The sequence below is a fragment of the Xanthomonas sp. 60 genome (genome assembly GCF_011761925.1).
The window spans coordinates 1-24,438 of the sequence record NZ_JAASQW010000003.1; the positions used below are offsets into that span (position 1 = coordinate 1).

A 24,438-nucleotide genomic window follows, 5' to 3' on the forward strand; every position below is an offset into this window, starting at 1 on the left:
CGTCCGGGGGCCCCCCGGGGGGGGGGGGGGCGCCCCCCGGGCCGCCCCCCCCCCCCCCCGCGCCCCCCCCCCCCCCCCCGGGGGCCCCCCCCCCCCCCCCCCACGACCCTCGTCCTCAGCGCAGCACGGTCCCGGTGAGCTGCACATCCACGCTCTGCAGCGGTTCGGCCGCTGTGCGCCCCAGCTGGATCTGGTACGTACCCGGCGCAATCTTCCACTGCCGCGCCTGCGCGTCGAAACTGGCCAGCGTCTTCGGCTCCGCCTCGATCCGCAGCGTGCGCTGTTCGCCCGGCTGCAGCTGCACCTTCTCGAACCCGACCAGTCGGATCGGCGTGGTGCTGCCCGCCGGCAGCTTCAGGTACAGCTGAGCGACGTCGGCGCCGGCGCGCGCGCCGCTGTTGCGCACCTGCACGCTGGCCACCAGGCGCTGGCCCTCCACGTTCACCGTCAGGTTGTCGTAGGTGAACGAGGTGTAGGACAAGCCATGCCCGAACGCGTAGGTGGGCGGCAGGCCCTTCAGCGCGGCCCATTTGTAGCCGACATTGGCCCCTTCGATATTGAAATCGAAGGTGTCCACGGGCGTTTCCTTCGGATTGAAACCCAGCCCCGGCACGTGGGGGCGCGGCAGCTGTGATTCATCCACCACCCATGTTACCGGCAGGCGGCCGGAGGGGTTTGCCTTGCCGGTGAGCAGCGCGGCGATGCCCTCGCCACCGCGGATGCCCGGATACCAGGCCTGCAGCACCGCCGGCACGCGCTGCAGCCACGGCATGCGCACCGGACCATTGGTTTCCAGTACCACCACGGTCTTCGCGTTGGCCCGGGCCACCGCTGCGATCAGCGCGTCCTGGTTGTCGGGCAGCTTCATGTCAGGCAGATCGACAGACTCGGCCGACCACTGCGTGGCGAACACGATCGCCACGTCCGCCTGCGCCGCCGCGCGCGCGGCAGCGGCCAGGTTGCGCCCATCCAGATACTGGATGTCCGCATCCGGACGTTCCGCGCGAAGCGCGTCCAGCGGCGAGGACGGATGGAACATCACCGGGCCCGGCCACGTGGTGGGCATCACGCCGGTCACGGCGCTGGTGCCCTTGGCGGTCACGCCCACCATGGAAGAACCACCGCCGCCGATCACGCCCTTGTCCGCGTGCCCGCCGATGATCACGATGCGCTTGGCCGCAGTGCCCAGCGGCAGCAGATCGCCCTCGTTGCGCAGCAACACACTGCCCTCTTCCACCGTGCGCTGGGCCGCCGCATAGCCGGCCTCCACGTCGATCTTCAGATGCTGCGGCGGATTGTCGAAATTGCCGTGCAGGAACATCGTCCGCAGGATGCGCGTGACCATGTCATCCAGGCGCGCCTGCGGCACCACGCCACCGGCAACGGCCAGCCGCAGCGGCGCGTCGAAGAACGTGGTGGCGTCGAACACCTCGCCAGCCGACTGCTGGTCGAGCCCCGCCAGCGCCGCCTTGGATCCGCTGTGCACGCCGCCCCAGTCGGACATTACGAAACCGGGGAACTTCCATTCCTGCTTGAGCACCTGGTTCATCAGGTAATCGTGTTCGCAGCCGTAGATACCGTTGATCTTGTTGTACGAGCACATCGCCGAGCCGGGCTTGCCCACCTCCATCGAGATCTCGAACGCCAGCAGGTCCGACTCGTGCATCGGCTGCTGTTCCAGATCGGTGCTGTGGAAATTGCGCCGCGTCTCCATGTCGTTGAGCGCGTAGTGCTTCATGGTGGAGATCACGTGCTGGCTCTGGATGCCACGGATCGACTCACCCACCAGCACGCCGGCCAGCAGCGGGTCTTCGCCGGCATACTCGAAGTTGCGGCCATTGCGCGGATCGCGCTGCAGGTTCACGCTGCCGCCGAGCAGGATGTTGAAGCGCTGCTGCCACGCTTCGCGGCCCATGGTCGCGCCGCCCTGGTAGGCCACCTCACGGTTCCACGTAGAGGCCGTGGAGGGGCCCGACGGCATGGCGGTGGCGAAATCGCCCGGACGGATGCCACCGGGATTGGTCACCCCAACGCCGGCATCCGCCGACTGCTGCGCGGGGATTCCCAGGCGCGCCACGCCGGGCACGAAGCCGGCCGACCCCACCGCACCTTCCGGCAGCGGGCCGCCATCCTTGCCCAGACCGAAGTAGCTGCGCAGCATCTGGAATTTCTCGTCCTGGGTCATCTGCCCCAGCAGCAGGCGCGCGCGCTCGTCGGCATTGAGTGCCGTGTCCATCCACGGACGCTCGCCGCCGACGTCGGGCCGGTAGTCCAGCACCACCTGCGTGGCCTTCAGCGGCTTGCCGTCGGCGCCCTTGAGACGCAGCGTTTTCTGCTCGGCCGAGGCAAACCCGGACATGCTCATCTGCTTGACCGGTGCAGGGCTGAAACCGGCTGCCGCGCCCGGCCCGGCACCCAGCACCACTGCGGGCGCATCGAGGATCGTCGATGCGATCAACGTATCGATCTGCGCTGCGTCGTCCGGCGCGTCGTTGAGGTAGACCGCCGTCACGTGTCGGCCATCGGCCACACGCAGATAGCGCTGCGCTCCCCGGTGCGGGCCATCCACCGCCTGGATCGGCAGGCGGCTCAGCAGCACCTGGCCACGCGTGGTCCCGCTCGCGTCGGGCGTACCGCCGACGAACTGGTAGGCATAGCCGAGCGTGTCGGCCAGGCCCTGCAGCGGATCGATGGCAGCGGCACCGCGCTCCACGCCCTGCACGCGGATGGCATCGGCATCCAGCGCGGGGATCTGTGCGGCGAGCACGCCGACATCCTCGGCACGGGGGGCCTGCGCGAAATCAACCACCGTAAAGGCCGGCACCTGCGGCGCGGCCCAGGCCGGTACAGCGAGGGCCAGGGCAATGGCGGAGGCCAGCGAAACCTGCTTTGTAAACGTTTTCATCGACGGGCGTCTTCATACCGATGCATCTGCAATCGGTCCTGCAAAGGGGTGCCGCCAGAGGGAGCAGCGCCAGCCGTACCCACGCACTGCATCGCAGCGGCGGGAGGGCAGGATGCGTCCGGGTTTGCGCGCGGACCCCTCCGTCCGGCGTATCAGCCCATTCGCACGACCGCAGTGCGGTCAGCCTGCAAAGAGTCGTTCACCGGCTTCGTTGCTGTCAACCAACGCCGCTTCCGGCCGGTCGTGTCGTGGCCCAATGCCATCGTCCGATGGTCAACAAGCAGCGCTTCGGCTATCGTTCCGCGCTCATTCCAAGGAAGGAAGCTGAGCATGACGCGCGCACTCACTCTCTCGACCCTCGCGATGTCCTCGCTCGCGCTGCTCGCCTCCGGCTGGAACGCCTGGCAGCAGCACGCGCAGCAATCGCCGCAGCGGGTGATCGAAGCGCGCGGGCTGGTCATCCGCGATGTGCACGGCCAGCAGCGCATGGTCCTCGGCGCCCCGCTGCCCGCTGACAGCGCCGGCAGAACGCAGCGGCCGGAGGGCTTCACCGGCTTGTTGCTGTTGGGCCCTGACGGCGCAGAACGAGGGGGCTACGGCACTGCCGACGTCGGCGGCGAGGCGATGTTGATGCTCAACGACGCCAACGGCGCGACTGAAGTGTTCAAAGTGGTCGCAAGTCCCGATCGTGGCGCCACGCTAACGCTCAAGCACCAAAATCGTGCCGGTGCGATGCTCACCTCCTGGCAGGGCGCGCCGGAGCTGATGTTCGTCGATGACATCGGGCACACCTACTTCGTGCGACCGGGGGCCAACGCCGCGCCCTGAGTGAACCGCGGCGCTGACCGTGCGGCGGCCTACTTCGCCTCGCCCATCACCTGCAGCATGTCCGCGCCCTGCGGCATGCCCGAACGACGCTGCAGGACGCCCGCCGCGTCCTTGAACAGGATCGCCGGCGTACCCTGGAAGCCCAGTTCACCCATCAGCCGCTGGTTCGCCTCCAGCTTTCCCGCCACCTCGGCACTGATTTCCACCGGCTTGATGCCACCGGTCTGGAAGCTCGTCTCGTTCTTCAACAGCGCCGCCGACGGATCCTTGGCGGAGAGGATCGCCGCCGCCTTGCCGGGGCTGTCCTCACGGATCACGCCAACCATGATGTGGCGCAGCTGGACCTTGCCGTCGTTGACCCACGGCCGCGCCGCTTCCCAGAAACGGTGGCAGTACGGGCAGTTGGCGTCGCTGAAGGTGTAGACGACGCGCGGCGCGTCGGCCTTGCCATCGGCTACCCATGCACTGTTTTCCAGGGCCGCCCATGTCTTGGTCGTCATCGGTCCGGCGACGGTCTTTTCCAGCGTCTCGCGCGCTACGTCGTTGCCCTCGGCATCGAACAGGCTGCCGACCAGCACATGCTTGCCATCGGCAGTGACGTAGGCGGCGGCAGGCTGCTGCCCGCCCACGATGCCTGCAAAGCCACGCAGGTTGCCGGGCGCGTCGAACTCACCGACGACCTCGAAGCCATGCTTTTCGATGCCTTTGAGGACATCGGGACGGGCCCCCTTGCTCGCCGTGGTCGCGGCAGCGGCAGGCGCTTGCGGGGATTGCGCCTGGCCACAGGCCGACAGGGCCAGCAGCAGCGGGAATGTCAGCGCCGCCGGAGCAGCGCGCAGGAAAATCGACATGGGAACTCCTGGAGGAATGCCAGCGCAGGCTAACGCAGCCCGTGGCATTTGTGGTCGTTCGCGGGCCAGGCGCCGAGCGCGCGTGGGCGGACATGGCAGGGCCAGTACCCACGACAGCGGGTACTGGCCCAGGACGTGTCAACGTCGACGCTCCATCGTGCAGGTCCGGCAAGGACGGACGTCCCCGCTCACCGCAGACGTCAACGCCGTCAGGCCGCGTGGCGTACCGGCGTACCCAGGCCGGGCACCGGGGCCGGCTGCGGGGCGGCCGCGCCGCTGCGGTCGCGCAGCTTGCCCGAGACCATCCTGCGATACGTTGCCGGCGTCATGCCGACGATGCGCAGGAACAGGCGGCGGAATGCGCTCTGGTCGGCATAGCCGACACCCCATGCGACCTCATCGATGGCCCCGCCCTGCTGCAGCAGCAGTTGCGCCTTGGCAATGCGCAGGCGCTGGCAGTATTCGATGGGGCGCAGGCCGGTGGCCTTCAGGAAGCGGCGCTGCAACGTGCGCGGCTCCAGGCCGGAGGCCTGGCAGATCGCACCGAGGGTGGCGCCCCGGGCGGCGGTGGTGTGCAACCAGCGCTGCGCCTTCAGGACATCGCGGTCGCCATGGGCGAAGTTGGCGCTGAAGCGCTCCAGATCCTGCTGGATGCCTGCGGGAATCACGATGCCCTGCTGCTGCGCGACGGCGGTCATGACGCCCTGCCCATGCACGCGGTACACCAGGCGCAGGCCGAGGAAACGCCAGGCCTGCACGCCGGAGACCGTCAGCAGGTCACCGTCGTCCACCAGCGAACGCTCGCTCGGCACCCAGCTCGGCGACTGCCCGGCCAGCCCCGGGTGGCGGCTCAACTCCGGACCGGAGACGGTCCGGCCGGCCAGCAGCCCAGCGCGCGCCAGCACGCCGACGCCCTCGTTCGACGCGGCAAGCAGACTGCCGCCGTCGTAATGGGCACTCAGCCAGTCCAGCAGTACCGTTTCGTCACGGAACGGCGCGCTCTGGCTGACCTGCCCGGGTAATGCGATGACCGCCGGCACAGTAGCTTCCAGCAGCTCGGCGCCTGCCATGCGCTGCGGACCGCCGCCATCGGACCCCATCACCCAGCGCGACACCAGGATCCGCGCCGAGCGCCTGCCCTGCTGCTGTGCCAAGCGGTTGCCGACATGGGCCATCTCCGCAAGCATGGAGGCTGCCGATGGATCGGCACCCGGATATTCAACCACCGCGATTTCAGTCAGGTCGTTCTTGTGTGCGTCCATCTGCATCCTCCTGTTGCTTCCACGAAAAGAACCAGGCCGATTGACGGCGTGACTCTTCGGTGGCTGAAGGGTAGGAACCGTGGACAGGCGGCGGCTATGAAGAAAGCTGCAATCTGCGTCAACGTCTTGGGTCAATCTGGCGCAGATGCCCGCGAGTTGTGACGGCCGTCTAGTTGTCGCAAATGGAAGTGCCTGCATGAACATTCGCCAACGACGTCGCGTCGCTATGACTTGATCTGCACGCTTTTTGGCAGCGAAGGACGAGAACTGTGATCCATCGCTCAACGTAGAGGCGATGTCCTTCCGGTTTTCCTACACGCGAGAGGAAAAGCGGCCCCCGTCCCCGGCAGACGACTTCTGGCCTTCGGTGCCGCATTGCGCGCCACCTTGCACCGTCGCGTGGACAGGGATCCCCCAGGGATTGCCAGTCGGTGCGCACAACGAGGAAATACATAGGCCGCGTCATTTGCGTCCGGCGGCCACGCCAGCCTCGGGGCGGGGATATCTGCCAGATGCTGCAGATGCCTCCCGCGCGTCCACTCCGGATGAGATGCATGCGCACGCTGCACGGTCGCGCGATGGCTCCACCGGGCGTGCAACAAGCGCTTGCCAAGTACGACCCCCATGGCTATTATCTCGCTCCTCAGCGACGTGGGGCCATAGCTCAGCTGGGAGAGCGCCTGCATGGCATGCAGGAGGTCAGCGGTTCGATCCCGCTTGGCTCCACCAAACTTCCGGCTTTAGGCCGTCGGAAGGTCGCGAACCAATTGATGAGTCATGCGTCCCCATCGTCTAGAGGCCTAGGACATCACCCTTTCACGGTGGCGACCGGGGTTCGAATCCCCGTGGGGACGCCACTCATCTGCACTGTGTTTTCCCCCTCGAAGGGAGCGCACGATGCACCGCCCACTGGCCGGTCAGCGGGAAGCAGAAAAAGCTTCCACAAACGTGAATCGGACGGTATGATTGGCGGCTCGGTAACACGGGGCCATAGCTCAGCTGGGAGAGCGCCTGCATGGCATGCAGGAGGTCAGCGGTTCGATCCCGCTTGGCTCCACCACTTTCGACATTAGGCCGTCGAAGGTTCTACAACCTGAAGTTTTCGTGCGTCCCCATCGTCTAGAGGCCTAGGACATCACCCTTTCACGGTGGCGACCGGGGTTCGAATCCCCGTGGGGACGCCAGTTTCAAACGGTCACCTGACCCATCAGGTCATCGCAGCGTTACGTGGGGCCATAGCTCAGCTGGGAGAGCGCCTGCATGGCATGCAGGAGGTCAGCGGTTCGATCCCGCTTGGCTCCACCACTTTCGACATTAGGCCGTCGAAGGTTCCACAACTTGAAGTTTTCGTGCGTCCCCATCGTCTAGAGGCCTAGGACATCACCCTTTCACGGTGGCGACCGGGGTTCGAATCCCCGTGGGGACGCCAGTTTCAACCAGGACCCCGGCTTCGGCCGGGGTTTTGCGTTGCCTGCGATAAACTGCCGGGATGTGCTATTCCGCCCAGATCCGCGCCGACTACGCCAAGCTGGTCCGCCACTATGGCGCGACGATGTCGCTGGACGAGTTCGCGCAGCTGTACATGGCTGATCCTGGCAAGAAGCGGCCGAAGACGCCCAAAGCGATGGACGACGGCTTCCACGGTGCGCGTACGGCGACCGGACAGGACATCGTGGCGATGATCCAGCACTGGCATGCGTTGGAACAGGCCGAACTGGAGGCCGAACTGCACCAGCAACAGCAGCGCCGCGCCCATGCACAGGCCGCGTTGGCACATCGCCCCACCCGGAAGGCGCACAACGAGCTGCGCATCGCCAGCAACCGCATCCAACGCGCACAGGCGCGGCTGGACGATCTGCAGCGCAGCCAGTCGCTGCCACGCGACAGCCGGATTTTTCCCGGGATGTACGCGCCAGTCATGGTTTCCAGGCAGGGCCGGCGCACGCTGGTGCCGATGCGCTACCAGTGCCGCCTTCCAGACAAGGCCGCACGCGCCGACGCGCTTTACCCGGGGACCTACAATGCCCGAAGGGACAGCCTGGAAGGCTACTGGTCCGGCGCATTCGGCCACCGCCACGGCGTGATGGTGGTCCAATCGTTCTTCGAACACGTTCCGCGCGCCGGCCTGCCGTTGCCGACGACGGGGGACGACAGCGCCGATGTCGTGCTCGAGTTCCACCCGGAGCCGCGTCGCGACCTGTTGATCGCCTGCCTGTGGGCCGAATGGGAAGGCCCGGAAGGCCGCCTGCTCTCGTTCGCCGCAATCACCGACGTGCCTCCACCGGACGTCGCGGCGACCGGACATGACCGCGGCATCGTCCCGATACGCGAAGCGCATCTGGAGGCATGGCTGAACCCCGATCCGGCCGACCTGGCCGCGCAGTACCGCATCCTCGATGACCGCGAGGACATCGGCTACGTCTGGCACGTGGCAGCCTGAGGCCACGGCGCGAAGCTTGCGCACTACACCTGTGCGTGGCTTTTGTTTACACTACGCGACCACCCTGCCGGTGTGGCGGAATGGTATACGCAGCTGACTCAAAATCAGCCGGGGGTGACCCCATGAAGGTTCGAGTCCTTTCACCGGCACCAGTGATGGAATGAAAGCCAGGCCACGTGCCTGGCTTTCCTGTATCCGGCCCCGCTCAGCCCTGTGGCGCGCGCCGTTGCCACAGCCGCCAGCTGACCCACCCACCCTGTACCAGCATGGCCATCAGCGCAGCGACCACGAACAGGCGCAGGCCCTGCGCCAGTGCGTCCGAGGCGGGCTCGCCCGGCAGCCGTTCCAGCACCGCCAGTGAGACGGCGGCCACGAGCCAGCAAGCGGTCGCCGGCAGATAGGCGCGCAGCACCCTGCGATCCAGATCCAGAACCATCCTGTGCCATCCTTTCCGTCGTATCCGAGAGACGCCCAGTGTCCACGGCGCCGCTCTCAGATCCTGCGACGCTCACGCCTGGGGGCGGATGCCGAACTGGCGGTTCGCCGGTCGCCCCATCATCAGGGCGCGTCCGGCAGCTCGTCCGGCAACGACGACATGCCACTGGACTCGGAGCGCACCGTGTTCCGGCCCGCCGCCTTGGCGCGATAGCACTGGGCATCGGCCGCCGCCACGGCATCTTCCACGCCCATCCCCGCCGCGATCGCGGCGATGCCGATGCTGCAGCCGATCCGGATCACTTCGCCCTCCCACGGCACGGCCACGGTACTGATCGCATGCAGCAGCTCCTGGCCGATACGACGCGCGCGGAGCAGCGAACAGCCCGCCAGGATCACCGCGAACTCGTCGCCACCCAGCCGCGCGACGACGTCCGAGTCACGTACGGCCGCGCGCAGCGCCGAAGCCACCGCCCACAGCACGGCATCGCCAGCCAGGTGGCCCCAGGTGTCGTTGACCGGCTTGAACCGGTCCAGGTCGATGAACATCAGCGTGGCGGCCTGGCCGGTCCGCTCGATATGGACGATGGCCTGGCGCAGGTGCGCCTCGAAGCCGCGGCGGTTGGCCAGGTCGGTCAGCGGATCGATCTCGGCCAGCTGCCGGGCCTCGCGCTGGCGTGCACGCTGCTGGGTGACATTGCGCAGCACCCATACCGCGCCCCGCAGGCGACCGTCATCCTCGCGCAGCCACGCCTGCGTGACGTCCACTGGAACGCCCTCCCCGCCCTGCATCAGCAACAGGTCCGCCTGCAGATCCACGGCATTGCTTTCCGGATCCAGAAGCACGGCGTTGTCTAGCCGGGACAGGGGCGCGTACTCGGTGGTGAGCTGCATGACATCGTCCACGCGACGCCCCACCAGCGAGGCCTCACCGCCCTCCCCCAGCGCACGCTGGGCCGCCGCATTGGCGTACTCGATGCGTCCGTCCAGGTTCACGCTGAGCACCAGATCGGCCACCGCATCGAGCGTGATCCGGCTGCGCTGTTCGGTTTCGTGCAGCCGCTGCTCGCTGGCCCGCTGGGCGGTGATGTCCTGGATCTGCGACACGAAATGCAACGGCTCGCCCTGCTCGCTGCGCACCAGCGAGACGGAAAGGCGCGCCCAGATCACCCCGCCATCGCGGCTGAAATAGCGCTTCTCAAGATGGTAATGCGCGCGCCGGCCGGCCAGCAGATCCTGCACCAGGAGCAGGTCGGTGTGCAGGTCATCGGGGTGGGTCAGGCGCTGGAAATCGGTCTGCAGCAGCTCAGCGCGCGAATAGCCGAGGATGCGGCACAGCGAATCGTTGACGTCCAGCCAGCGGCCATCCACCGAGACCAGTGCCATGCCCAGCGCGGCGGAGGTGAAGGCACCTGCGAACTTCTCTTCGGCAAGGCGGGCTTCGGCCCGCGCCTGCAGCACCTGGGTGAGGTCCATGGCCATGCTGACAAAGCCGTTTACGAGGCCGTCGCTGTCGCGCACCGCGCTGACCGACAGGCTGACCTGGCGCCGCTGCCCGTCCTTGCGCACGAACGTCCACTGCCGCGACCAGGATTGGTCGCGCGCGCGCCGCGCCATGTAACCGAACAGGCCGCCGACCCGCTCTTCGGCGGGCTGCGCCCGCAGGAAAACGTCCACTTCCACCGGGTCGTGGAAGCGCGCTGGCTCCATGCTGCCCAGCACCTCGCCGGCGGCATAGCCCAGCAGGCGTTCTGCGCCGGTGTTGAACAGGGTGATCACCCCGAAGGTGTCCATCACGATCACCGCCACCTCGTCAGAGGCATCGAGGATCGACTGCAGCCGCTGCTGCGCACCGGCCACGTCCTGGCGGGCCTGCTGCAGATCGCTGATGTCGGCGTGCGCGCCGGCCATCCACACCGGACGTCCCTGGCGGTCACGCTGCTGCACCTTGCCGCGGTCCTGGACCCAGACCCAGTGCCCATGGCGGTGGCGCATGCGCACCAGGCATTCGTAGGCCGGGACCTGGCCGTCGAAATGCGCCTGCAGCGCCTCGTCCGAACGCGCCAGGTCGTCTGGATGCACCAGCCACTCGAAGGTCTCGGCGGTGATCGGCTGCAGCTCCTCCAGCGAGTAGCCGACGATCTGTGCCCAGCGCTCGTTGACCCACATTTCGCCGGTCTGAGGGTTCCACTCCCAGGTCCCGGCGTCGATGCCGTCGACGATCATTTCCAGGCGCCGGGCGCGCACGAGCGACCGCGCCGCCGGATCGGCAGACGCCGGCGCCTCGCTCGACCCGGTCACCGGGTTGCCGGGCAGGCAGGGCTCGGTGGTCACTGCGGGGCCATCCTTCGGCCTGCCATCGTGCATCGCCCGATAGCGCTCCCGCTCCTGCCCGCTGATATGACCCTCATCCTCGCCTCCGCACGCACGGGACGCTGCCCAGGTCGCCTATTCAATCACCAATGTGATCATAGTAGCGTGCACCGTAAATACCGTTGATGGGGCAGCCCGCGGGCGCCCCGTCCGTGGACGGGGAACCGGGCGTCAGCTGCGACGGGCGCGGGCAAACGCGTCGGCCAGCGCGTTGTTGGCCGGCGCCGACACCGGTTTATCGCGTGCCTGGCCGCCTTTGCCGCCTGCCGCCCTCCCGGCAGCGGCCCCGGCACGGCCGGTGTCGCGACCCGGCGCGCCCGCCGCGCGCTCGTCACGTGCCCCCGGCCGGCGCGCGGCCTGCCCCGGCACGTCGTCAAGCCGCCGGGTGAGTGCGATGCGCTTGCGTGCCACGTCCACCTCCAGCACCTTGACCTTGACGATGTCGCCGGCCTTGACCACGTCACGGGGATCCTTGACGAACGTGTCCGAGAGCGCGGAAATGTGGACCAGGCCGTCCTGGTGCACGCCGATGTCGACAAACGCACCGAACGCCGCCACGTTGCTGACCACCCCTTCCAGCACCATGCCTTCGCGCAGGTCCTTGATGTCCTCCACGCCCTCGGCAAAGCGCGCGGCCTTGAACTCCGGGCGCGGGTCACGGCCGGGCTTCTCCAGCTCCTTGAGGATGTCACGCACCGTGGGCACGCCGAAGGTGTCATCGGTGAACTGCTCGGGCCGGAGCCCGCGCAGGAACGCGCCATCGCCGATCAGCGCCTTTATCGGGCGCGCGGTGGCGGCCACGATCCGCTCCACCACCGGGTAAGCCTCTGGATGCACTGAAGAGGCGTCCAGCGGCTGGTCACCGTCGGCGATGCGCAGGAAACCGGCGCACTGCTCGAAGGTCTTCTCGCCCAGCCGCGGCACCTTCAGCAGATCCCGGCGGCGCTTGAACGGGCCGTTGTCGTCGCGGTGCCGCACGATGTTCTCGGCCACCGTCGAGGACAGCCCGGAAACCCGCGCCAGCAGCGCCGCCGAGGCGGTGTTGACCTGCACGCCGACCGCGTTGACGCAGTCCTCCACGCGGGCTTCGAGGGCACGGGCCAGCCGGTACTGGTCCACGTCATGCTGGTACTGCCCCACGCCGATGGCCTTGGGCTCGATCTTCACCAGTTCGGCCAGCGGATCCTGCAGGCGGCGCGCGATGGAGACCGCACCCCGGATCGACACATCCAGTTCGGGAAATTCCCTGGCCGCCAGTTCGGACGCCGAATACACAGAGGCGCCCGCTTCACTCACCACGATCTTCTGCGGCGCCGCCGCCCCCGCCGCGGAGGCCAGCGCGGCGATCACTTCACCGGCCAGCTTGTCGGTCTCGCGGCTGGCCGTGCCATTGCCGATCGCGATCAACGCCACGCCGTGCCGCACGCACAGTTGCCTGAGCGTCTGCAGCGACTGTTCCCATTGCCGGCGAGGCTCGTGTGGATAGATGGTATCGGTGGCCACCAGCTTGCCCGTGGCATCGACCACCGCGACCTTGCAGCCGGTGCGGATGCCGGGATCGAGGCCGAGCACGGTCTTCGGTCCCGCAGGTGCGGCCAGCAGCAGGTCCACCAGATTGTCGCCGAACACCGTGATGGCCTCGGCCTCAGCCTTCTCACGGGCCTGGTTGAACAGGTCCAGCATCAGGTGCATGTGCAGCTTCGCGCGCCAGGCCAGGCGGCAGGCGTCGAGCAGCCAGCGGTCGGCGGCACGGCCCTGGTCGGCGATGCCCGCGCGCAGGGCCACGCGGCCCTCCGCGTAGCGGTTGCCGGCCTCCGGGTCGGGGCCCGGTTCCAGTTCGAGGAACAGGATCTCCTCGCGCCGGGCGCGGAACAGCGCCAGCAGCCGGTGCGAGGGAATCTTTGCCAGGGCCTCGGCGTGATCGAAGTAATCGCGGTACTTCGCGCCCTCGGCCTCCTTGCCCTCGGCCAGCCGGGCCCGGATCACGCCGGTGGCGGACAGCCACGTCCGCAGCTCGCCGACCAGCGCGGCATCTTCGCCCCAACGCTCCATCAGGATCGCGCGCGCGCCCTCCAGCGCAGCCTTGGCGTCGGCCACCCCCTTGTCCACGTGCACGAACGCTGCAGCGGCGTCCTGCGGATCCTGCGTCGGATCGGCCAGCAGGCCATCGGCCAGGGGTTCCAGGCCGGCCTCGCGGGCGATCTGCGCACGCGTGCGGCGCTTGGTCTTGTAGGGCAGGTACAGGTCTTCCAGCCGGCTCTTGGTATCGGCGGCAAGGATGTCCCCACGCAGTTCGTCGCTGAGCTTGCCCTGCTGCTCAATGCTGGAAAGCACGGCGGCACGGCGGTCTTCGAGCTCGCGCAGGTAGGTCAGGCGGGTTTCGAGGTTGCGCAGCTGGGTGTCGTCCAGGCCGCCGGTGACTTCCTTGCGGTAGCGCGCGATGAACGGAACGCTGGCACCTTCATCGAGCAGTGCGATGGCGGCACGCGTCTGCGCGGTCTGGGCGCCGATCTCATCGGCAATGGTCTGGGCGATCTGCTGGGCGAGCTTGGAGTCTGACATTGCTTCCGGCCGAAGCCGCTGTGCGGAAAGATCCCCCATTCTCGCCGCGTGGGCCGGGCGCGTCGATGTCTGTGCCGGTACCCTTTCCGGCCAGGCGGATGCGATCGTCATCCGCCTGGCGCGACACCGGCCGCGCCGGTGCCTTCATGTCACCGCATTCAGCGGTAATGGCGTGCGGCGTGCTGCATGACGATGTCGTCGCGCAGTCCTTCCAGTGCCATCAGGCGCACCTTGCCCACACCCTGCAGTTCCATGAACCGCTCGGTGTAGATCTCAGGGCCCTGCAGGGTGTCGGCCTGTGACTTGCTGAACCCCCAGGGCATCACACCCTTGTCGCCATCCTTGCTACCACCGACATAAAGAACGATTGCCATGTGATGAATTCCTCCACTTGCATGCTGCTGTGTTGCCGTATCGTGCTGCGCGTTGCCCGGCGGTAGGAATTCCCCACATGACCGAACAGGGACAGGCTAGCCGAGCGCACCTGACTGGCGCGTCACGAAGCGTGGCAGGGGGCTGTTGCAGACCCGTGACGCCAGCTTTGCAGCGCCTGCACGCCTGTCAGCGGCGCAGGGGGAGCCATCAGCGCCACGGCCACCAGCCCTGCCCGCTTGCCGCATAGCGGTCTGCGGCGCGCTCGAACCGGTTGCGTGTACTCACGCCTCCGCACAGCAGATACAGCGGCAGGAACAGCGGCCCCAGCACGAGGTACTGGAACACGTGGGCACGTTCGTGGTCCTCCAGGCGGACCAGCGGCTCACCGTGCGCGCCGGCGCGATGCGCGTAGGTGGTGCAGCGCACGCCGAGGTCGTCGCCGGTGTGCAGGATCACATTGCCCAGCGTGATGGCGCCACCCGGGCCCCACGGCCAGCGCTCGAAGACCAGTGCACACTCGCGGCGACGCCAGTGCATGCGTGCACCGGCGCCCAGGCCCGCCAGGCCACCGAGCAGTCCGACCATCGTGTTCGGACTGGTCCATACCGCGCCCAGCAGCTGCAGGGCTGGGAGCCAGCGCGGGGGGGCCGTCAGTCGGCCTGGTTGGGGATCAGCAGCCATAGGATCAGGTAGACCAGGATGCCGGGAAACGCGGCCGAGGCGAGCGAAATCACCACGAACAGGATGCGTACCAGGCTGGAACTCCAGCCGAAGCGCTGGGCGATGCCGCCCATGACACCGGCGATCATCCGGTCATTGACCGAACGCGAGAGGGGGCGTGGCGTTGTGTTCATCGAGCAGTCCCAGGCAGGCAAAACCGGAGTCTAGCGCGCACGCTGTCTACGGCGCGCGTTGACGCAACGCCCGCAGCTTGGCGGCGAACCACACCGCCGCCGTCTGCTCAGGCTGCCCGGGGCATGCAATGCGGTACGGCGTGCCGCTCATGCTGCTCTGGCTGGCAGCGCGTTCGATGAACTGCTCGGCCGTGTCCACTTTGTCCTTCCGCAACAGGTAGTCGTACTTGCGCTGCAGGTGCGCGCGCGCTTCAGCGGCGCCATGCCAGGTGCCATTGCGCTGGAAACGGCAGGGAGAGCCATCCAGCGCGCCCACCAGCGACGCAATCTCGCGGCGGGCCGCATCGCTCGGCGCTGCGTGCGCACTCTGCGGCCCGGCCGTGGCCGACGCCATGGCCAGGCATGCCAGGAAAACGGGCTTCATGCGGAGCGTTCCTTCAACCAGCGCGTGATCGTCCCGGGAACCTCGCGCTGCGCGCGGCCGGAGACATAGATGCCGATGTGCCCACCGCGGAAGCTGCTTTCGGTGTAGTCCGCGCTGCCGATCCGCGCCCGCATCGCACGCGAGGCATCCGGCGGTACCAGGTGGTCCTGTTCGGCGTAGATGTTGAGCACCGGAAGTGTCACCTGCGAAAGCTGCACGGTGGCCTCACCGATGCGCACGCCTGCATGCATCAGGCCATTGCCCTGGTAGAACTGCTTGATGAAGTCACGGAATGTCTCACCGGCCAGGTCCGGCGAATCGAAGATCCACTTCTCCATGCGCAGGAAATCCTCCAGCGCGGCCCGGTCATCGAGGATGTCGAGCAGGCCCACGTACTTCTGCACGTTGAGCCGAAAGGGCTTGAGCATCAGGTAACTGGCATTCATCAGGTCGGCGGGGATGTTGCCGAGCGTGTCCACCAGCAGGTCCACGTCGACCTGGCGGGCCCAGTGCGAAAGCATGTTGTCCGGCGTGTGGAAATCAACCGGCGTCACCATCGTGACCAGGTTGGCCAGCGTATGCTGCCGCAGCGCGGCATAGCACAGCGCGAACACGCCGCCCTGGCAGATGCCGAGCATGTTGATCGGCGCGCCGGAGGCGCTCACCAGATGGTCGACGGCACCGGCGATGTAGCGCAGCAGGTAGTCCTCCAGGGTCAGGTACCGCTCGGAGCGGTCCGGGTAGCCCCAGTCCAGCACATACACATCATGGCCCTGCGCCAGCAGGCGCTGCACCAGGGACCGGTCAGCCTGCAGGTCGACCATGTACGGCCGGTTGACCAAGGCATAGACGATCAGCAGCGGCGTACGCTGCTGGGGTGCATCGGTGCCGACGAAGCGGTACAGCGCGACGCGTCCATCGCGCCAGATCTCCTCGCGGGCGGTCGCGCCATAGTCCACGTCCTCCACTGTGGGCAGCAGCTGCAGGCCCTCCATCAGCTTGCGCTGCATGGTGAGGGTTTCCTGCATCAGATCATCGGCATTGAATCCCAATGGGCCTTTCATGGACGCGGCTTCCGTGCGGGCGCCCGCTTCGCTGCCGCCGTCTTCGCCGGTGCCTTGGCGGGTGACTTCACGCGGGTCTTCACCGGTGCCGCCGCCGGCGCCTTCGTGCGTGCCGGACGCGTCGGTGGTGCCGGTTCCCGGTGCACCAGCTGCGCCACACTGGCCTGCAGGCGTCGCAGTTGGCGCTCCAGGTCGGCGATGCGGCGGTGGGCCGTGTCCATCTCCGAGCGGGTCGGCAGGCCCAGGCGCCCTGACACGTGTTCCACTTCCTCCTGCAACGCTGCGCGCAGGCGCATCTGCGCATTGCCCATATCGGCGAAGACCTTCTGGAACGCCTCGGACAGGGCCACCTTCGCGTAGGCCTCCTCGGCCGCCTCGATCCACAGATCGAACATCGCGCGCGCGCTGGTGAGCTGGGTGCCGGGCTGTTCGTGCTCGGCCAGGCGCTGCTCGAACAGATCGAACGCCGCCTCCAGTGCCTCGCGCATCTGCGCGAGGTAGTCCTTCGAATGCGCCTGGAAGGCCTGCTGGCTGCGCAGCAGGTGCTGCCACCGCGCCTGGTGCTCGCGCGCCGGCCCGAAGGCCGGGCTCTGCAACCACGGCGCCGCCTGCTGCTGCAACTGCTCCAGCAGGGCGATCAGTGCCTCGCTGCCCTGCACCCCGGTGCTGCCCTGCGCGCCCTGCAGCATCCAGTGCAGCAGCCCCTCGCCCTTGCCCTGCCCCAGTACCGCCTCACGCCAGGCCTGCGCGACCTCGGCACTGGTGGTATCACGGCCGGCGAAGCGGGAAGCGACCTCCTGCATCGTGCCGTACCAGCCGCCGGCCTGTTCGCGGAAGCGCCGCACGGCATCATCGGCCGCGCCGGGGCCGCGTTCGGGCAGCAGCTGCGCCCACCAGTCCAGCACCTGTTTCCAGTCGGCCGGGTTGCCGCCAGCGCCCTGTCCCGTGGCCTCACCGGGGGCACCGAAGCACTGCCTCACGAACGCATCGAAGGCGGAAGGCCCGGCGCCCGGGGGGATGTGGTTCATGGCCGGCGCCCCCGGGTCACGGCTTGGGGATGTGCAGCGTCTTGCTGATCATCAGCGACCCGGACAGCGCGAACAGCAGCACCAGCGGATGCAGCTGCCACGGGCCCAGCTGCCACTGGCCCAGCCACAGGTCCGCACCGATGGCGCCGGTGGCCGCTGCGATGGCCAGCACGATCACCAGCAGCAGGCTGGTCGGGATCGGCGTGCCCTCGAAATACGGCACCTTGTCCCCGCCTTCGGAAAGCGCTTCGGCGGTGACGTTGTAACGGGCCAGGCGGCTCACGCCGCAGCACACGAAATAACTCAGCACCAGCCAGTCCCAGCCGCCCTGCATGCCACAGGCATAGGCCAGTGCAGCCGGGGCCACGCCGAAGGAAATGATGTCCGACAGCGAATCCAGCTCACGGCCCAGGGTCGAGCTGGAGCGCCGCCAGCGGGCGATGCGCCCATCCAGCGCATCAAAGATGAAAGCCAACGGGATCAGCGCCATGCCGAACAACAGGTAGGCCATCGCCCCGTCCTGCAGGAAGCGCATGGCCGCGAACACGGCGCCGGTTCCACAGAACGCGTTGGCCAGTGTGAACCAGTCCGCCAGCTGGAACTCGCGCAGCATGGAGAAGTGTCGTTTCATGGAAGCTCGCGATGGCACGGTGACTGACAGAGTACGCGACCACGCCGCAGCGCAACAGCCACGCGGGCGCTCCGCATCAGCGCAGGTTGCGAATGGGACCGTCGGCAATGGATTTCATGAAGTGCGGTGAAATTTTGACCATCCATCTTGACACGCTTGGTGGGTGGCGGCCGCCAAAGGTTATCCACAGTCTTGTCAACCAACAATCCACACCCCCTGTGGACAACCCCGTCTCACCCGCTGCGACACTGGCGATGGAATGACCAGCCACGTTCAAAGCCGGGTGAACTGCCATCGCTGCAGCCGCCCGTCCCGATACGGCATCACCCCGTGGAACGCGCGCGGGTCGTCGTCGAACACCAGCGGCAGGAAGTGGCGATCGCCCTCCCACATCGGCAGCGTGTCCAACCGTGTCAGCTCGACCCACTCCAGGGTGCCCTCGTGGTTGCCGCCATGGGGGGTCCCGTCGAAGGCATCGATCACGAAAACGAACCCGAACCAGTCCTCGCCCCCTTTTCCGAACCCCGGCCAGCTGATCGTGCCGCGCAGGCGCATCGCGGTGCAGTCGATGCCCGCCTCCTCCTGGATTTCCCGGCGCATGCCCGCGGCCACGTCCTCATCAGGCTCCACCTTGCCGCCCAGCCCGTTGTACTTTCCAAGATGGAGGTCTCCCGGCCGCGTGTTGCGGTGGATCATCAGAACCTGGCGCCGGTCGGGCGACAGCACATAGCCCAGGGTGGCAACGATGGGGGTATACGGCATGACGGACGCGATCCGGCGACGGGGAACGCACGATTATGGCGTGGAACGGCGGGCCGCGCCGGTGCGCTGCGTCAACGCACGGCGGCGAGCCGGACTTCGCCGGCGGCAACCCGCGCGGAGCCGTCCGGATCGCGGCGCAGTGTCGCCACGCCATGCCCGCGCTCGGCCAGGTAATCCAGCCATTTGCCGAGGAACGTGTTCATCCGCATGCGGTGGCTGATCAGCTGCGCCGGCGGCGGATACATGCCCATGACGTCCTGCCAGCGCCGGCCCACGTAGCAGTGCGTGGTTTCGGCCTGTTGCGCGTCCAGGTAAAGCCGCACATACGCAGAAGGATCAGGCTGACCGGTGAGCGGGTCGCTGATGTCGTAGGTCAGGCGCAGTTCGACGGTGTAGGCGTGGCATTCCAGCACATCCAGCCGTACGTCCAGTCCATCACCGACGGAGGACACGTAGCTGCCGACCGGCAGCTCGCCGGGCGCGAACAGGCGGACCAGGTGGCGGTGATTCTCCGCATAGAGCCCCATGAGCCAGCTCAGCCGGCTGAGGCGCGGAATACGTTGGGTTCGGGGGAATGCTTGGGCCATGCGTCGATCCTACACGGTTGGCCCTGACCCGCAGGTGCCGGCCCGCCAACGGCATCCCCCAGGCCCACGCCCCCCTCCCGGGACGGCGCGGCCGCAGGCCGTCAGTAAAGCTCGCGCTTGAGCCCCAGCGTGGCCAGCACCTTGCTGGAAATCTCCTCGATGGAGGTGTGGGTGGTGCTCAGCGTGGGCACGCGCTCCATCTGGAACAGGCGCTCGGCGATGGCGACCTCGCGCCGGCAGGTTTCCAGGTTGGCGTAGCTGGAGTTCGGGCGCCGTTCCTGGCGGACCTGGTGCAGCCGGTCAGGATCGATGGTCAGGCCGAAGAGCTTCTTCCGGTAGTTGCGCAGGCGCGGCGGCAGGCGCTCGCTTTCCAGGTCTTCGTCGGTGAGCGGGTAATTGGCCGCGCGCACGCCGTAATGCAGGGCGAGGTAGATGCAGGTGGGCGTCTTGCCTGCCCGCGAGACCGCCACCAGGATCACATCGGCGTCGTCGTAATTCACCGCGATGCCGTCGTCGTGGCTCAGCGCGAAGTTCATTGCGTTGATGCGCCGGTGGTAGGTCTCGAAGTCCACCATGCCATGCGCCTGCCCGACCTTGGACAGGCGCGGGCTGGACAGTTCGCGCTCCAGCGGCTCGATGAACGGGGCGAACACATCTAGCATCATCGCCCCGCTGCCGGAGAGGATCGCACTCAGTTCCGGGTCCACGCAGGAGTTCACCACGATCGGCCGGACCTGGTACCGCTCCCCCGCCGCCTGGATCCGGGCGCAGGCCTCGGCGGCTTTTTCGGGGTCGTCGATGAACGAAAGCCGATCGGTGATGAAGCTGAATCCGGTGAACTGGGTGAGCAGGCTATGCCCAATGGTTTCAGCGGTGATACCGGTTCCATCGGATACGTAGAACACCGGCCGGATGGTCGTCATGAGTGCAATTTCCCAGTCCGAAGCTTAAAACGCCTGCTGTCACACGCTTGTGTGCACAGCGGTCCGACCGGCATCATAGCGGCTTCTTCCCATGGACGCGGCCATCTTCAGCCCGCCCGGGCGATGGCCAAACGGAGCATCGCGCTTGAACGAGAACATCCTCTGGTTGCACGAACTGCGCTTGGCCGATCTGGCACGCGTAGGCGGCAAAAATTCGTCCCTCGGCGAAATGATCGGCAACCTGGCCGGGCTGGGCGTCTCCGTCCCCGGCGGTTACGCGACCACATCCGACGCCTTCAAGGACTTCATCGCCCATAACGATCTGTCCAAGCGCATCTTCGACAAGCTCGCCACGCTGGATGTGGAAGATGTCAACGCGCTGACGGCCGCCGGCAAGGAAATCCGCAGCTGGGTGACCGAGGCCCCGCTGCATCCGGCGCTGGACCAGGACATCCGCACCGCCTATGCCAAGCTCTGCGAAGACAATGGCGGTGGCGAGGTGGCGGTCGCGGTGCGTTCGTCGGCCACCGCCGAAGACCTGCCCGATGCGTCCTTCGCCGGCCAGCAGGAAACCTTCCTCAACGTGACCGGTGCCGACGACGTCGTGCACAAGGTCAAGGAAGTGTTCGCCTCGCTGTACAACGACCGCGCGATCGCCTACCGCGTGCACCATGGCTTCAAGCACGAGGACGTGTTCCTGTCGGCCGGCGTGCAGCTGATGGTGCGTTCGGGTGTCGGCGCGTCGGGCGTGCTGTTCACCCTGGACACCGAATCCGGTTTCCGCGATGTGGTCTTCGTGACCTCCTCGTTCGGCCTCGGCGAGATGGTCGTGCAGGGTGCGGTCAATCCGGACGAGTTCTATGTCTACAAGCCCACGTTGAACGCGGGCAAGCCGGCCATCCTGCGTCGTTCGCTGGGCAGCAAGGCGATCCGCATGGTCTATTCGGACGTGCCCGGCGAGCGCGTGCGCATCGAAGACACGCCCGAGGCGCTGCGCACCACGTTCTCCATCAGCGATGAGGACGTGCAGGAACTCTCCCGCCAGGCGCTGACCATCGAGAAGCATTACGGCCGCCCGATGGATATCGAGTGGGCGAAGGATGGCGTGAGCGGCAAGCTGTTCATCGTGCAGGCACGTCCGGAGACGGTGAAGTCGCGCAGCCACGCCACGCAGATCGAACGTTTCGCGCTGTCCCAGAAGGACGGCAAGGTGCTGGCCGAGGGCCGCGCCGTGGGCGCCAAGATCGGCGCCGGTACCGCGCGCGTGGTCAAGACGCTCGACGACATGAACCGCGTGCAGCCCGGTGACGTGCTGATCGCCGACATGACCGATCCCGATTGGGAGCCGGTGATGAAGCGCGCCTCGGCCATCGTGACCAACCGCGGCGGCCGCACCTGCCACGCAGCGATCATCGCGCGCGAGCTGGGCGTGCCGGCCGTGGTCGGTTCGGGCAACGCCACGCAGCTGATCCAGGACGGCCAGCAGGTCACCGTGAGCTGTGCCGAGGGCGATACCGGTTTCATCTACGAGGGCATCCTCGAGTTCGAGCGCACCACCACCGACCTCGGCAACATGCCCCCGGCGCCGTTGAAGATCATGATGAACGTCGCCAATCCCGAGCGTGCCTTCGATTTCGGCCAGCTGCCGAATGCCGGCATCGGCCTGGCACGCCTGGAAATGATCATTGCCAGCCACATCGGCATCCATCCGAACGCATTGCTGGAGTACGACCGCCAGGATGCGGCAACGAAGAAGAAGATCGACGAGAAGATCGCCGGCTACAAGGACCCCGTGAGCTTCTACGTGGACCGCCTGGCCGAGGGCATCGCGACGCTGACCGCCTCGGTGGCGCCCAACCCGGTGATCGTGCGCCTGTCGGACTTCAAGTCCAACGAGTACGCCAACCTGATCGGCGGTACCGCGTACGAGCCGCATGAAGAGAACCCGATGATCGGCTTCCGCGGCGCCAGCCGTTACGTCGATCCGAGCTTCTCCGAAGCCTTCGCGCTGGAATGCAAGGCCGTACTGCGCGTGCGCAACGAAATGGGCCTGGACAACCTGTGGGTGATGATCCCGTTCGTGCGCACGCTGGACGAAGGCCGCAAGGTCGTGGAAGTGCTCGAGCAGAATGGGCTCAAGCAGGGCGAGAACGGCCTGAAGATCATCATGATGTGCGAGGTGCCGTCCAATGCCCTGCTCGCCGATGAGTTCCTGGACATCTTCGATGGCTTCTCGATCGGCTCCAATGACCTGACCCAGCTGACGCTGGGCCTGGATCGCGATTCATCGATCGTGGCGCATCTGTTCGACGAGCGGAACCCGGCGGTCAAGAAGCTGCTGTCGATGGCGATCAAGTCGGCACGCGCGAAGGGCAAGTATGTCGGCATCTGCGGACAGGGCCCGTCGGATCATCCGGACCTGGCCGAATGGCTGATGCAGGAAGGCATCGAATCGGTATCGCTGAATCCGGATACGGTGGTGGATACCTGGCTGCGCCTGGCCAAGCTCAAGGCCGCCGGCTGAGGGTGTGCCGGGCCCTGCCCGGCCGCGGTTGGCAGAAAAACGCCGGGCACTGCCCGGCGTTTTCGTTCCAGGCACCGATGGAACGGGGCGTCACCGCGTCGAGGCAATCCGATCGTAGGCGTCCTTCACCACGTCCTCGCCATACTTCATCTCCAGCCGACGCACGATGAAGTGCCCGCGCGCCATGTCCTGGTAGTAGTCGGTGAACATCGTATTGAGCGCCGCACCGGTCGCTGCACCGACGATCGGCACCGCCTGCGCGGCGAATTTTTCAGTGACCACCACGCCGAACCGCGCGGCGACCTTCTCGACCAGCTTGGCCAGAAGTTTGCCGGCCTCTTTCGGGGCAACGCCGAGCGTGAGATTGCGGCCGGTCACCACACGGCCCGCCAGCTCCGCCGAGAGGTGCCGCATGACATCGGCAGTGAACCCGCGGGCCAGGTAGTAGCCGGTTTCGCTGGCATCGTCGCCACCGTCGTTGCCGCCCAGGGCAAACACCTCCAGGCAGGCGTTACGCGTGCCCGGATCTGCCAGGTCGAAGCCCTCGCTGCGGGCCACGTCGGCCACCGCACGCATCATGATCGTCGTTGACAGGGGCAACTCGACCAGCAGGGCCGAAAATCCGAATGCCCCTCCCACCGCGCCACTGGTCGCGGCCGCCAGCTTGTGCCAGCGCGTGGATGCGGATTTTCCCGGCGTATTGGCCATGCTCATCAAGGCGCCCTGCACGGCCTTGGTCAGCGCGGCATGGACGGCGCCATGAATGCGCCGGGACAGGCCGGACGGCAGCTTTTTCACGGCGAATTCGAGCGGCGCGCCCACCACGTTGGCCATGCGCGCCGTCAGAGTGGGCGCCTCGAGCAGTCCCACCGCACGCTGCAGGTCGGTCCAGTCCTGTGGCTGGTGGGCGATATCACGGGGCAACGCGGTGAGTTCGTTCATGGCGCCGATCATAACGGCGCCTGCGTAAACGGTGTGCAACGCGCGGCGCGGGCCGTGCGGGGCATTGCTCAGACCATCGTCAGGCCTGCCAGCGGCCCCATGTACTGCCGGTAATGCTTGAGCTCGTTGATCGAATCGTGCACATCACTCAACGCCGTATGGCTGCTGGTCTTGCCCACGCCCGCCGCGACGGCCGGTGCCCAGCGCTTGGCCAGTTCCTTGATCGTGGAGACGTCCAGGTTGCGGTAGTGGAAGTACTTCTCCAGCCGTGGCATCTGCCGGTGCAGGAAACGGCGGTCCTGGCAGATGGAGTTGCCGCACATGGGCGAAGCGCCGGCACCGACCCACCCGGTCAGGAAGGCGACCGTGCGTGCCTCCGCCTGCGCCAACGTGACCTGGCTGTCCAGCACCCGCTGCCACAGGCCGGAACGACGGTGCTGGTTACGGTTCCACTCGTCCATCGCTTCCAGCGTCTGCAGCGGATGATGGATGGCCAGCTCCGGGCCCTCCGCCAGCACGTTGAGCTGTGCGTCGGTCACCACCGTGGCGATCTCGATGATCGAATCGTTATCGGTGTCCAATCCGGTCATTTCCAGATCGATCCAGATCAACCGCTCGTTGCTCACGCCGCTGTCCGCCATCGCATTGCCTCGCTGCAGGGCGCGCCT

At 67.2% G+C, this 24,438-nt stretch carries 21 protein-coding genes and 7 tRNA genes; 10 read left to right on the forward strand and 18 right to left on the reverse strand.

Features of this window, described 5'->3' with window-relative positions; translation table 11 throughout:
* Positions 1 to 115 precede the first annotated feature (115 nt).
* Complete coding sequence (locus tag FHY09_RS06905; protein WP_166925557.1) at positions 116 to 2,905, reverse strand: glycoside hydrolase family 3 protein; 2,790 nt, start codon at positions 2,903 to 2,905, stop codon at positions 116 to 118.
* A 330-nt stretch (positions 2,906 to 3,235) separates the two neighbouring features.
* On the opposite strand from FHY09_RS06905, the gene FHY09_RS06910 reads away from it, so the two are divergent.
* The gene (locus FHY09_RS06910) at positions 3,236 to 3,733 is read left to right on the forward strand and encodes a hypothetical protein (RefSeq protein WP_166925559.1); all 498 of its coding nucleotides are present in this window, start codon (positions 3,236 to 3,238) and stop codon (positions 3,731 to 3,733) included.
* 29 nt (positions 3,734 to 3,762) lie between these two features.
* Here the strand turns inward: FHY09_RS06910 and dsbG are convergent, their stop codons facing one another.
* The gene (dsbG, locus tag FHY09_RS06915; RefSeq protein WP_166925561.1) at positions 3,763 to 4,584 is read right to left on the reverse strand and encodes a thiol:disulfide interchange protein DsbG; all 822 of its coding nucleotides are present in this window, start codon (positions 4,582 to 4,584) and stop codon (positions 3,763 to 3,765) included.
* 209 nt (positions 4,585 to 4,793) lie between these two features.
* Positions 4,794 to 5,846: a helix-turn-helix domain-containing protein gene (locus FHY09_RS06920; protein WP_166925563.1), complete on the reverse strand. Its 1,053-nt coding sequence runs from the start codon at positions 5,844 to 5,846 to the stop codon at positions 4,794 to 4,796.
* 653 nt (positions 5,847 to 6,499) lie between these two features.
* Between FHY09_RS06920 and FHY09_RS06925 the strand changes: the two genes are divergently transcribed.
* The 8 genes from FHY09_RS06925 to FHY09_RS06960 all read left to right on the forward strand — a co-directional run bounded on the left by FHY09_RS06925 (position 6,500) and on the right by FHY09_RS06960 (position 8,438).
* Positions 6,500 to 6,575: transfer RNA gene (locus FHY09_RS06925), tRNA-Ala, on the forward strand.
* A gap of 52 nt (positions 6,576 to 6,627) precedes the next feature.
* A tRNA-Glu gene (locus FHY09_RS06930) sits at positions 6,628 to 6,703 on the forward strand.
* Positions 6,704 to 6,830: 127 nt separating this feature from the next.
* A tRNA-Ala gene (locus FHY09_RS06935) sits at positions 6,831 to 6,906 on the forward strand.
* A 48-nt stretch (positions 6,907 to 6,954) separates the two neighbouring features.
* A tRNA-Glu gene (locus FHY09_RS06940) sits at positions 6,955 to 7,030 on the forward strand.
* A 45-nt stretch (positions 7,031 to 7,075) separates the two neighbouring features.
* Positions 7,076 to 7,151: transfer RNA gene (locus tag FHY09_RS06945), tRNA-Ala, on the forward strand.
* Positions 7,152 to 7,199: 48 nt separating this feature from the next.
* A tRNA-Glu gene (locus tag FHY09_RS06950) sits at positions 7,200 to 7,275 on the forward strand.
* A 60-nt stretch (positions 7,276 to 7,335) separates the two neighbouring features.
* A complete protein-coding gene (locus tag FHY09_RS06955) occupies positions 7,336 to 8,286 on the forward strand; it encodes an SOS response-associated peptidase family protein (protein WP_166925565.1) in 951 nt (316 codons plus the stop codon).
* A 66-nt stretch (positions 8,287 to 8,352) separates the two neighbouring features.
* A tRNA-Leu gene (locus FHY09_RS06960) sits at positions 8,353 to 8,438 on the forward strand.
* 53 nt (positions 8,439 to 8,491) lie between these two features.
* Here FHY09_RS06960 and FHY09_RS06965 read toward each other — a convergent pair.
* The 13 genes from FHY09_RS06965 to ppsR all read right to left on the reverse strand — a co-directional run bounded on the left by FHY09_RS06965 (position 8,492) and on the right by ppsR (position 20,304).
* Complete coding sequence (locus tag FHY09_RS06965; protein ID WP_166925567.1) at positions 8,492 to 8,722, reverse strand: hypothetical protein; 231 nt, start codon at positions 8,720 to 8,722, stop codon at positions 8,492 to 8,494.
* Positions 8,723 to 8,844: 122 nt separating this feature from the next.
* A complete protein-coding gene (locus FHY09_RS06970; RefSeq protein WP_456362758.1) occupies positions 8,845 to 10,968 on the reverse strand; it encodes a PAS domain S-box protein in 2,124 nt (707 codons plus the stop codon).
* A gap of 297 nt (positions 10,969 to 11,265) precedes the next feature.
* Positions 11,266 to 13,656, reverse strand: coding sequence for a Tex family protein (locus FHY09_RS06975; RefSeq protein ID WP_166925572.1), 2,391 nt, complete (start codon positions 13,654 to 13,656; stop codon positions 11,266 to 11,268).
* 158 nt (positions 13,657 to 13,814) lie between these two features.
* Entirely contained in the window at positions 13,815 to 14,030 is a 216-nt protein-coding gene (locus FHY09_RS06980; protein WP_166925574.1) for a hypothetical protein, read from the reverse strand.
* 208 nt (positions 14,031 to 14,238) lie between these two features.
* On the reverse strand, positions 14,239 to 14,712 hold the full coding sequence (locus FHY09_RS06985; RefSeq protein WP_166925575.1) for a hypothetical protein: 474 nt from the start codon (positions 14,710 to 14,712) through the stop codon (positions 14,239 to 14,241).
* On the reverse strand, positions 14,682 to 14,885 hold the full coding sequence (locus FHY09_RS06990) for a PspC domain-containing protein (RefSeq protein ID WP_166925577.1): 204 nt from the start codon (positions 14,883 to 14,885) through the stop codon (positions 14,682 to 14,684). The genes FHY09_RS06985 and FHY09_RS06990 overlap by 31 nt, the downstream gene beginning before the upstream one ends.
* Positions 14,886 to 14,931: 46 nt before the next feature.
* Positions 14,932 to 15,309 (reverse strand): YfeK family protein, encoded by a 378-nt coding sequence (locus FHY09_RS06995; RefSeq protein ID WP_166925579.1) that lies wholly within the window; start codon positions 15,307 to 15,309, stop codon positions 14,932 to 14,934.
* The gene (gene phaC, locus FHY09_RS07000) at positions 15,306 to 16,373 is read right to left on the reverse strand and encodes a class III poly(R)-hydroxyalkanoic acid synthase subunit PhaC (protein ID WP_166925581.1); all 1,068 of its coding nucleotides are present in this window, start codon (positions 16,371 to 16,373) and stop codon (positions 15,306 to 15,308) included. The genes FHY09_RS06995 and phaC overlap by 4 nt, the downstream gene beginning before the upstream one ends.
* Positions 16,370 to 17,401 (reverse strand): class III poly(R)-hydroxyalkanoic acid synthase subunit PhaE, encoded by a 1,032-nt coding sequence (phaE, locus tag FHY09_RS07005; protein WP_166925583.1) that lies wholly within the window; start codon positions 17,399 to 17,401, stop codon positions 16,370 to 16,372. Before phaE ends, phaC begins: the two co-directional genes overlap by 4 nt.
* Positions 17,402 to 17,417: 16 nt before the next feature.
* Positions 17,418 to 18,032 (reverse strand): CDP-alcohol phosphatidyltransferase family protein, encoded by a 615-nt coding sequence (locus FHY09_RS07010; RefSeq protein ID WP_166925585.1) that lies wholly within the window; start codon positions 18,030 to 18,032, stop codon positions 17,418 to 17,420.
* A 273-nt stretch (positions 18,033 to 18,305) separates the two neighbouring features.
* A complete protein-coding gene (locus FHY09_RS07015; RefSeq protein WP_166925587.1) occupies positions 18,306 to 18,794 on the reverse strand; it encodes an 8-oxo-dGTP diphosphatase in 489 nt (162 codons plus the stop codon).
* A 71-nt stretch (positions 18,795 to 18,865) separates the two neighbouring features.
* Positions 18,866 to 19,381 carry a DUF1249 domain-containing protein gene (locus FHY09_RS07020; RefSeq protein WP_166925589.1) on the reverse strand — a complete coding sequence of 172 codons (516 nt, stop codon included), beginning with the start codon at positions 19,379 to 19,381 and terminating at the stop codon, positions 18,866 to 18,868.
* 101 nt (positions 19,382 to 19,482) lie between these two features.
* Entirely contained in the window at positions 19,483 to 20,304 is an 822-nt protein-coding gene (gene ppsR, locus FHY09_RS07025) for a posphoenolpyruvate synthetase regulatory kinase/phosphorylase PpsR (protein WP_166925591.1), read from the reverse strand.
* Positions 20,305 to 20,449: 145 nt separating this feature from the next.
* Between ppsR and ppsA the strand changes: the two genes are divergently transcribed.
* Positions 20,450 to 22,828, forward strand: coding sequence for a phosphoenolpyruvate synthase (ppsA, locus tag FHY09_RS07030; protein ID WP_166925593.1), 2,379 nt, complete (start codon positions 20,450 to 20,452; stop codon positions 22,826 to 22,828).
* A 90-nt stretch (positions 22,829 to 22,918) separates the two neighbouring features.
* Here the strand turns inward: ppsA and FHY09_RS07035 are convergent, their stop codons facing one another.
* Both FHY09_RS07035 and orn read right to left on the reverse strand, forming a co-directional pair.
* The gene (locus tag FHY09_RS07035) at positions 22,919 to 23,770 is read right to left on the reverse strand and encodes an EcsC family protein (RefSeq protein ID WP_166925594.1); all 852 of its coding nucleotides are present in this window, start codon (positions 23,768 to 23,770) and stop codon (positions 22,919 to 22,921) included.
* A gap of 68 nt (positions 23,771 to 23,838) precedes the next feature.
* Positions 23,839 to 24,411: an oligoribonuclease gene (gene orn / locus FHY09_RS07040; protein ID WP_166926546.1), complete on the reverse strand. Its 573-nt coding sequence runs from the start codon at positions 24,409 to 24,411 to the stop codon at positions 23,839 to 23,841.
* Positions 24,412 to 24,438: the final 27 nt, after the last annotated feature.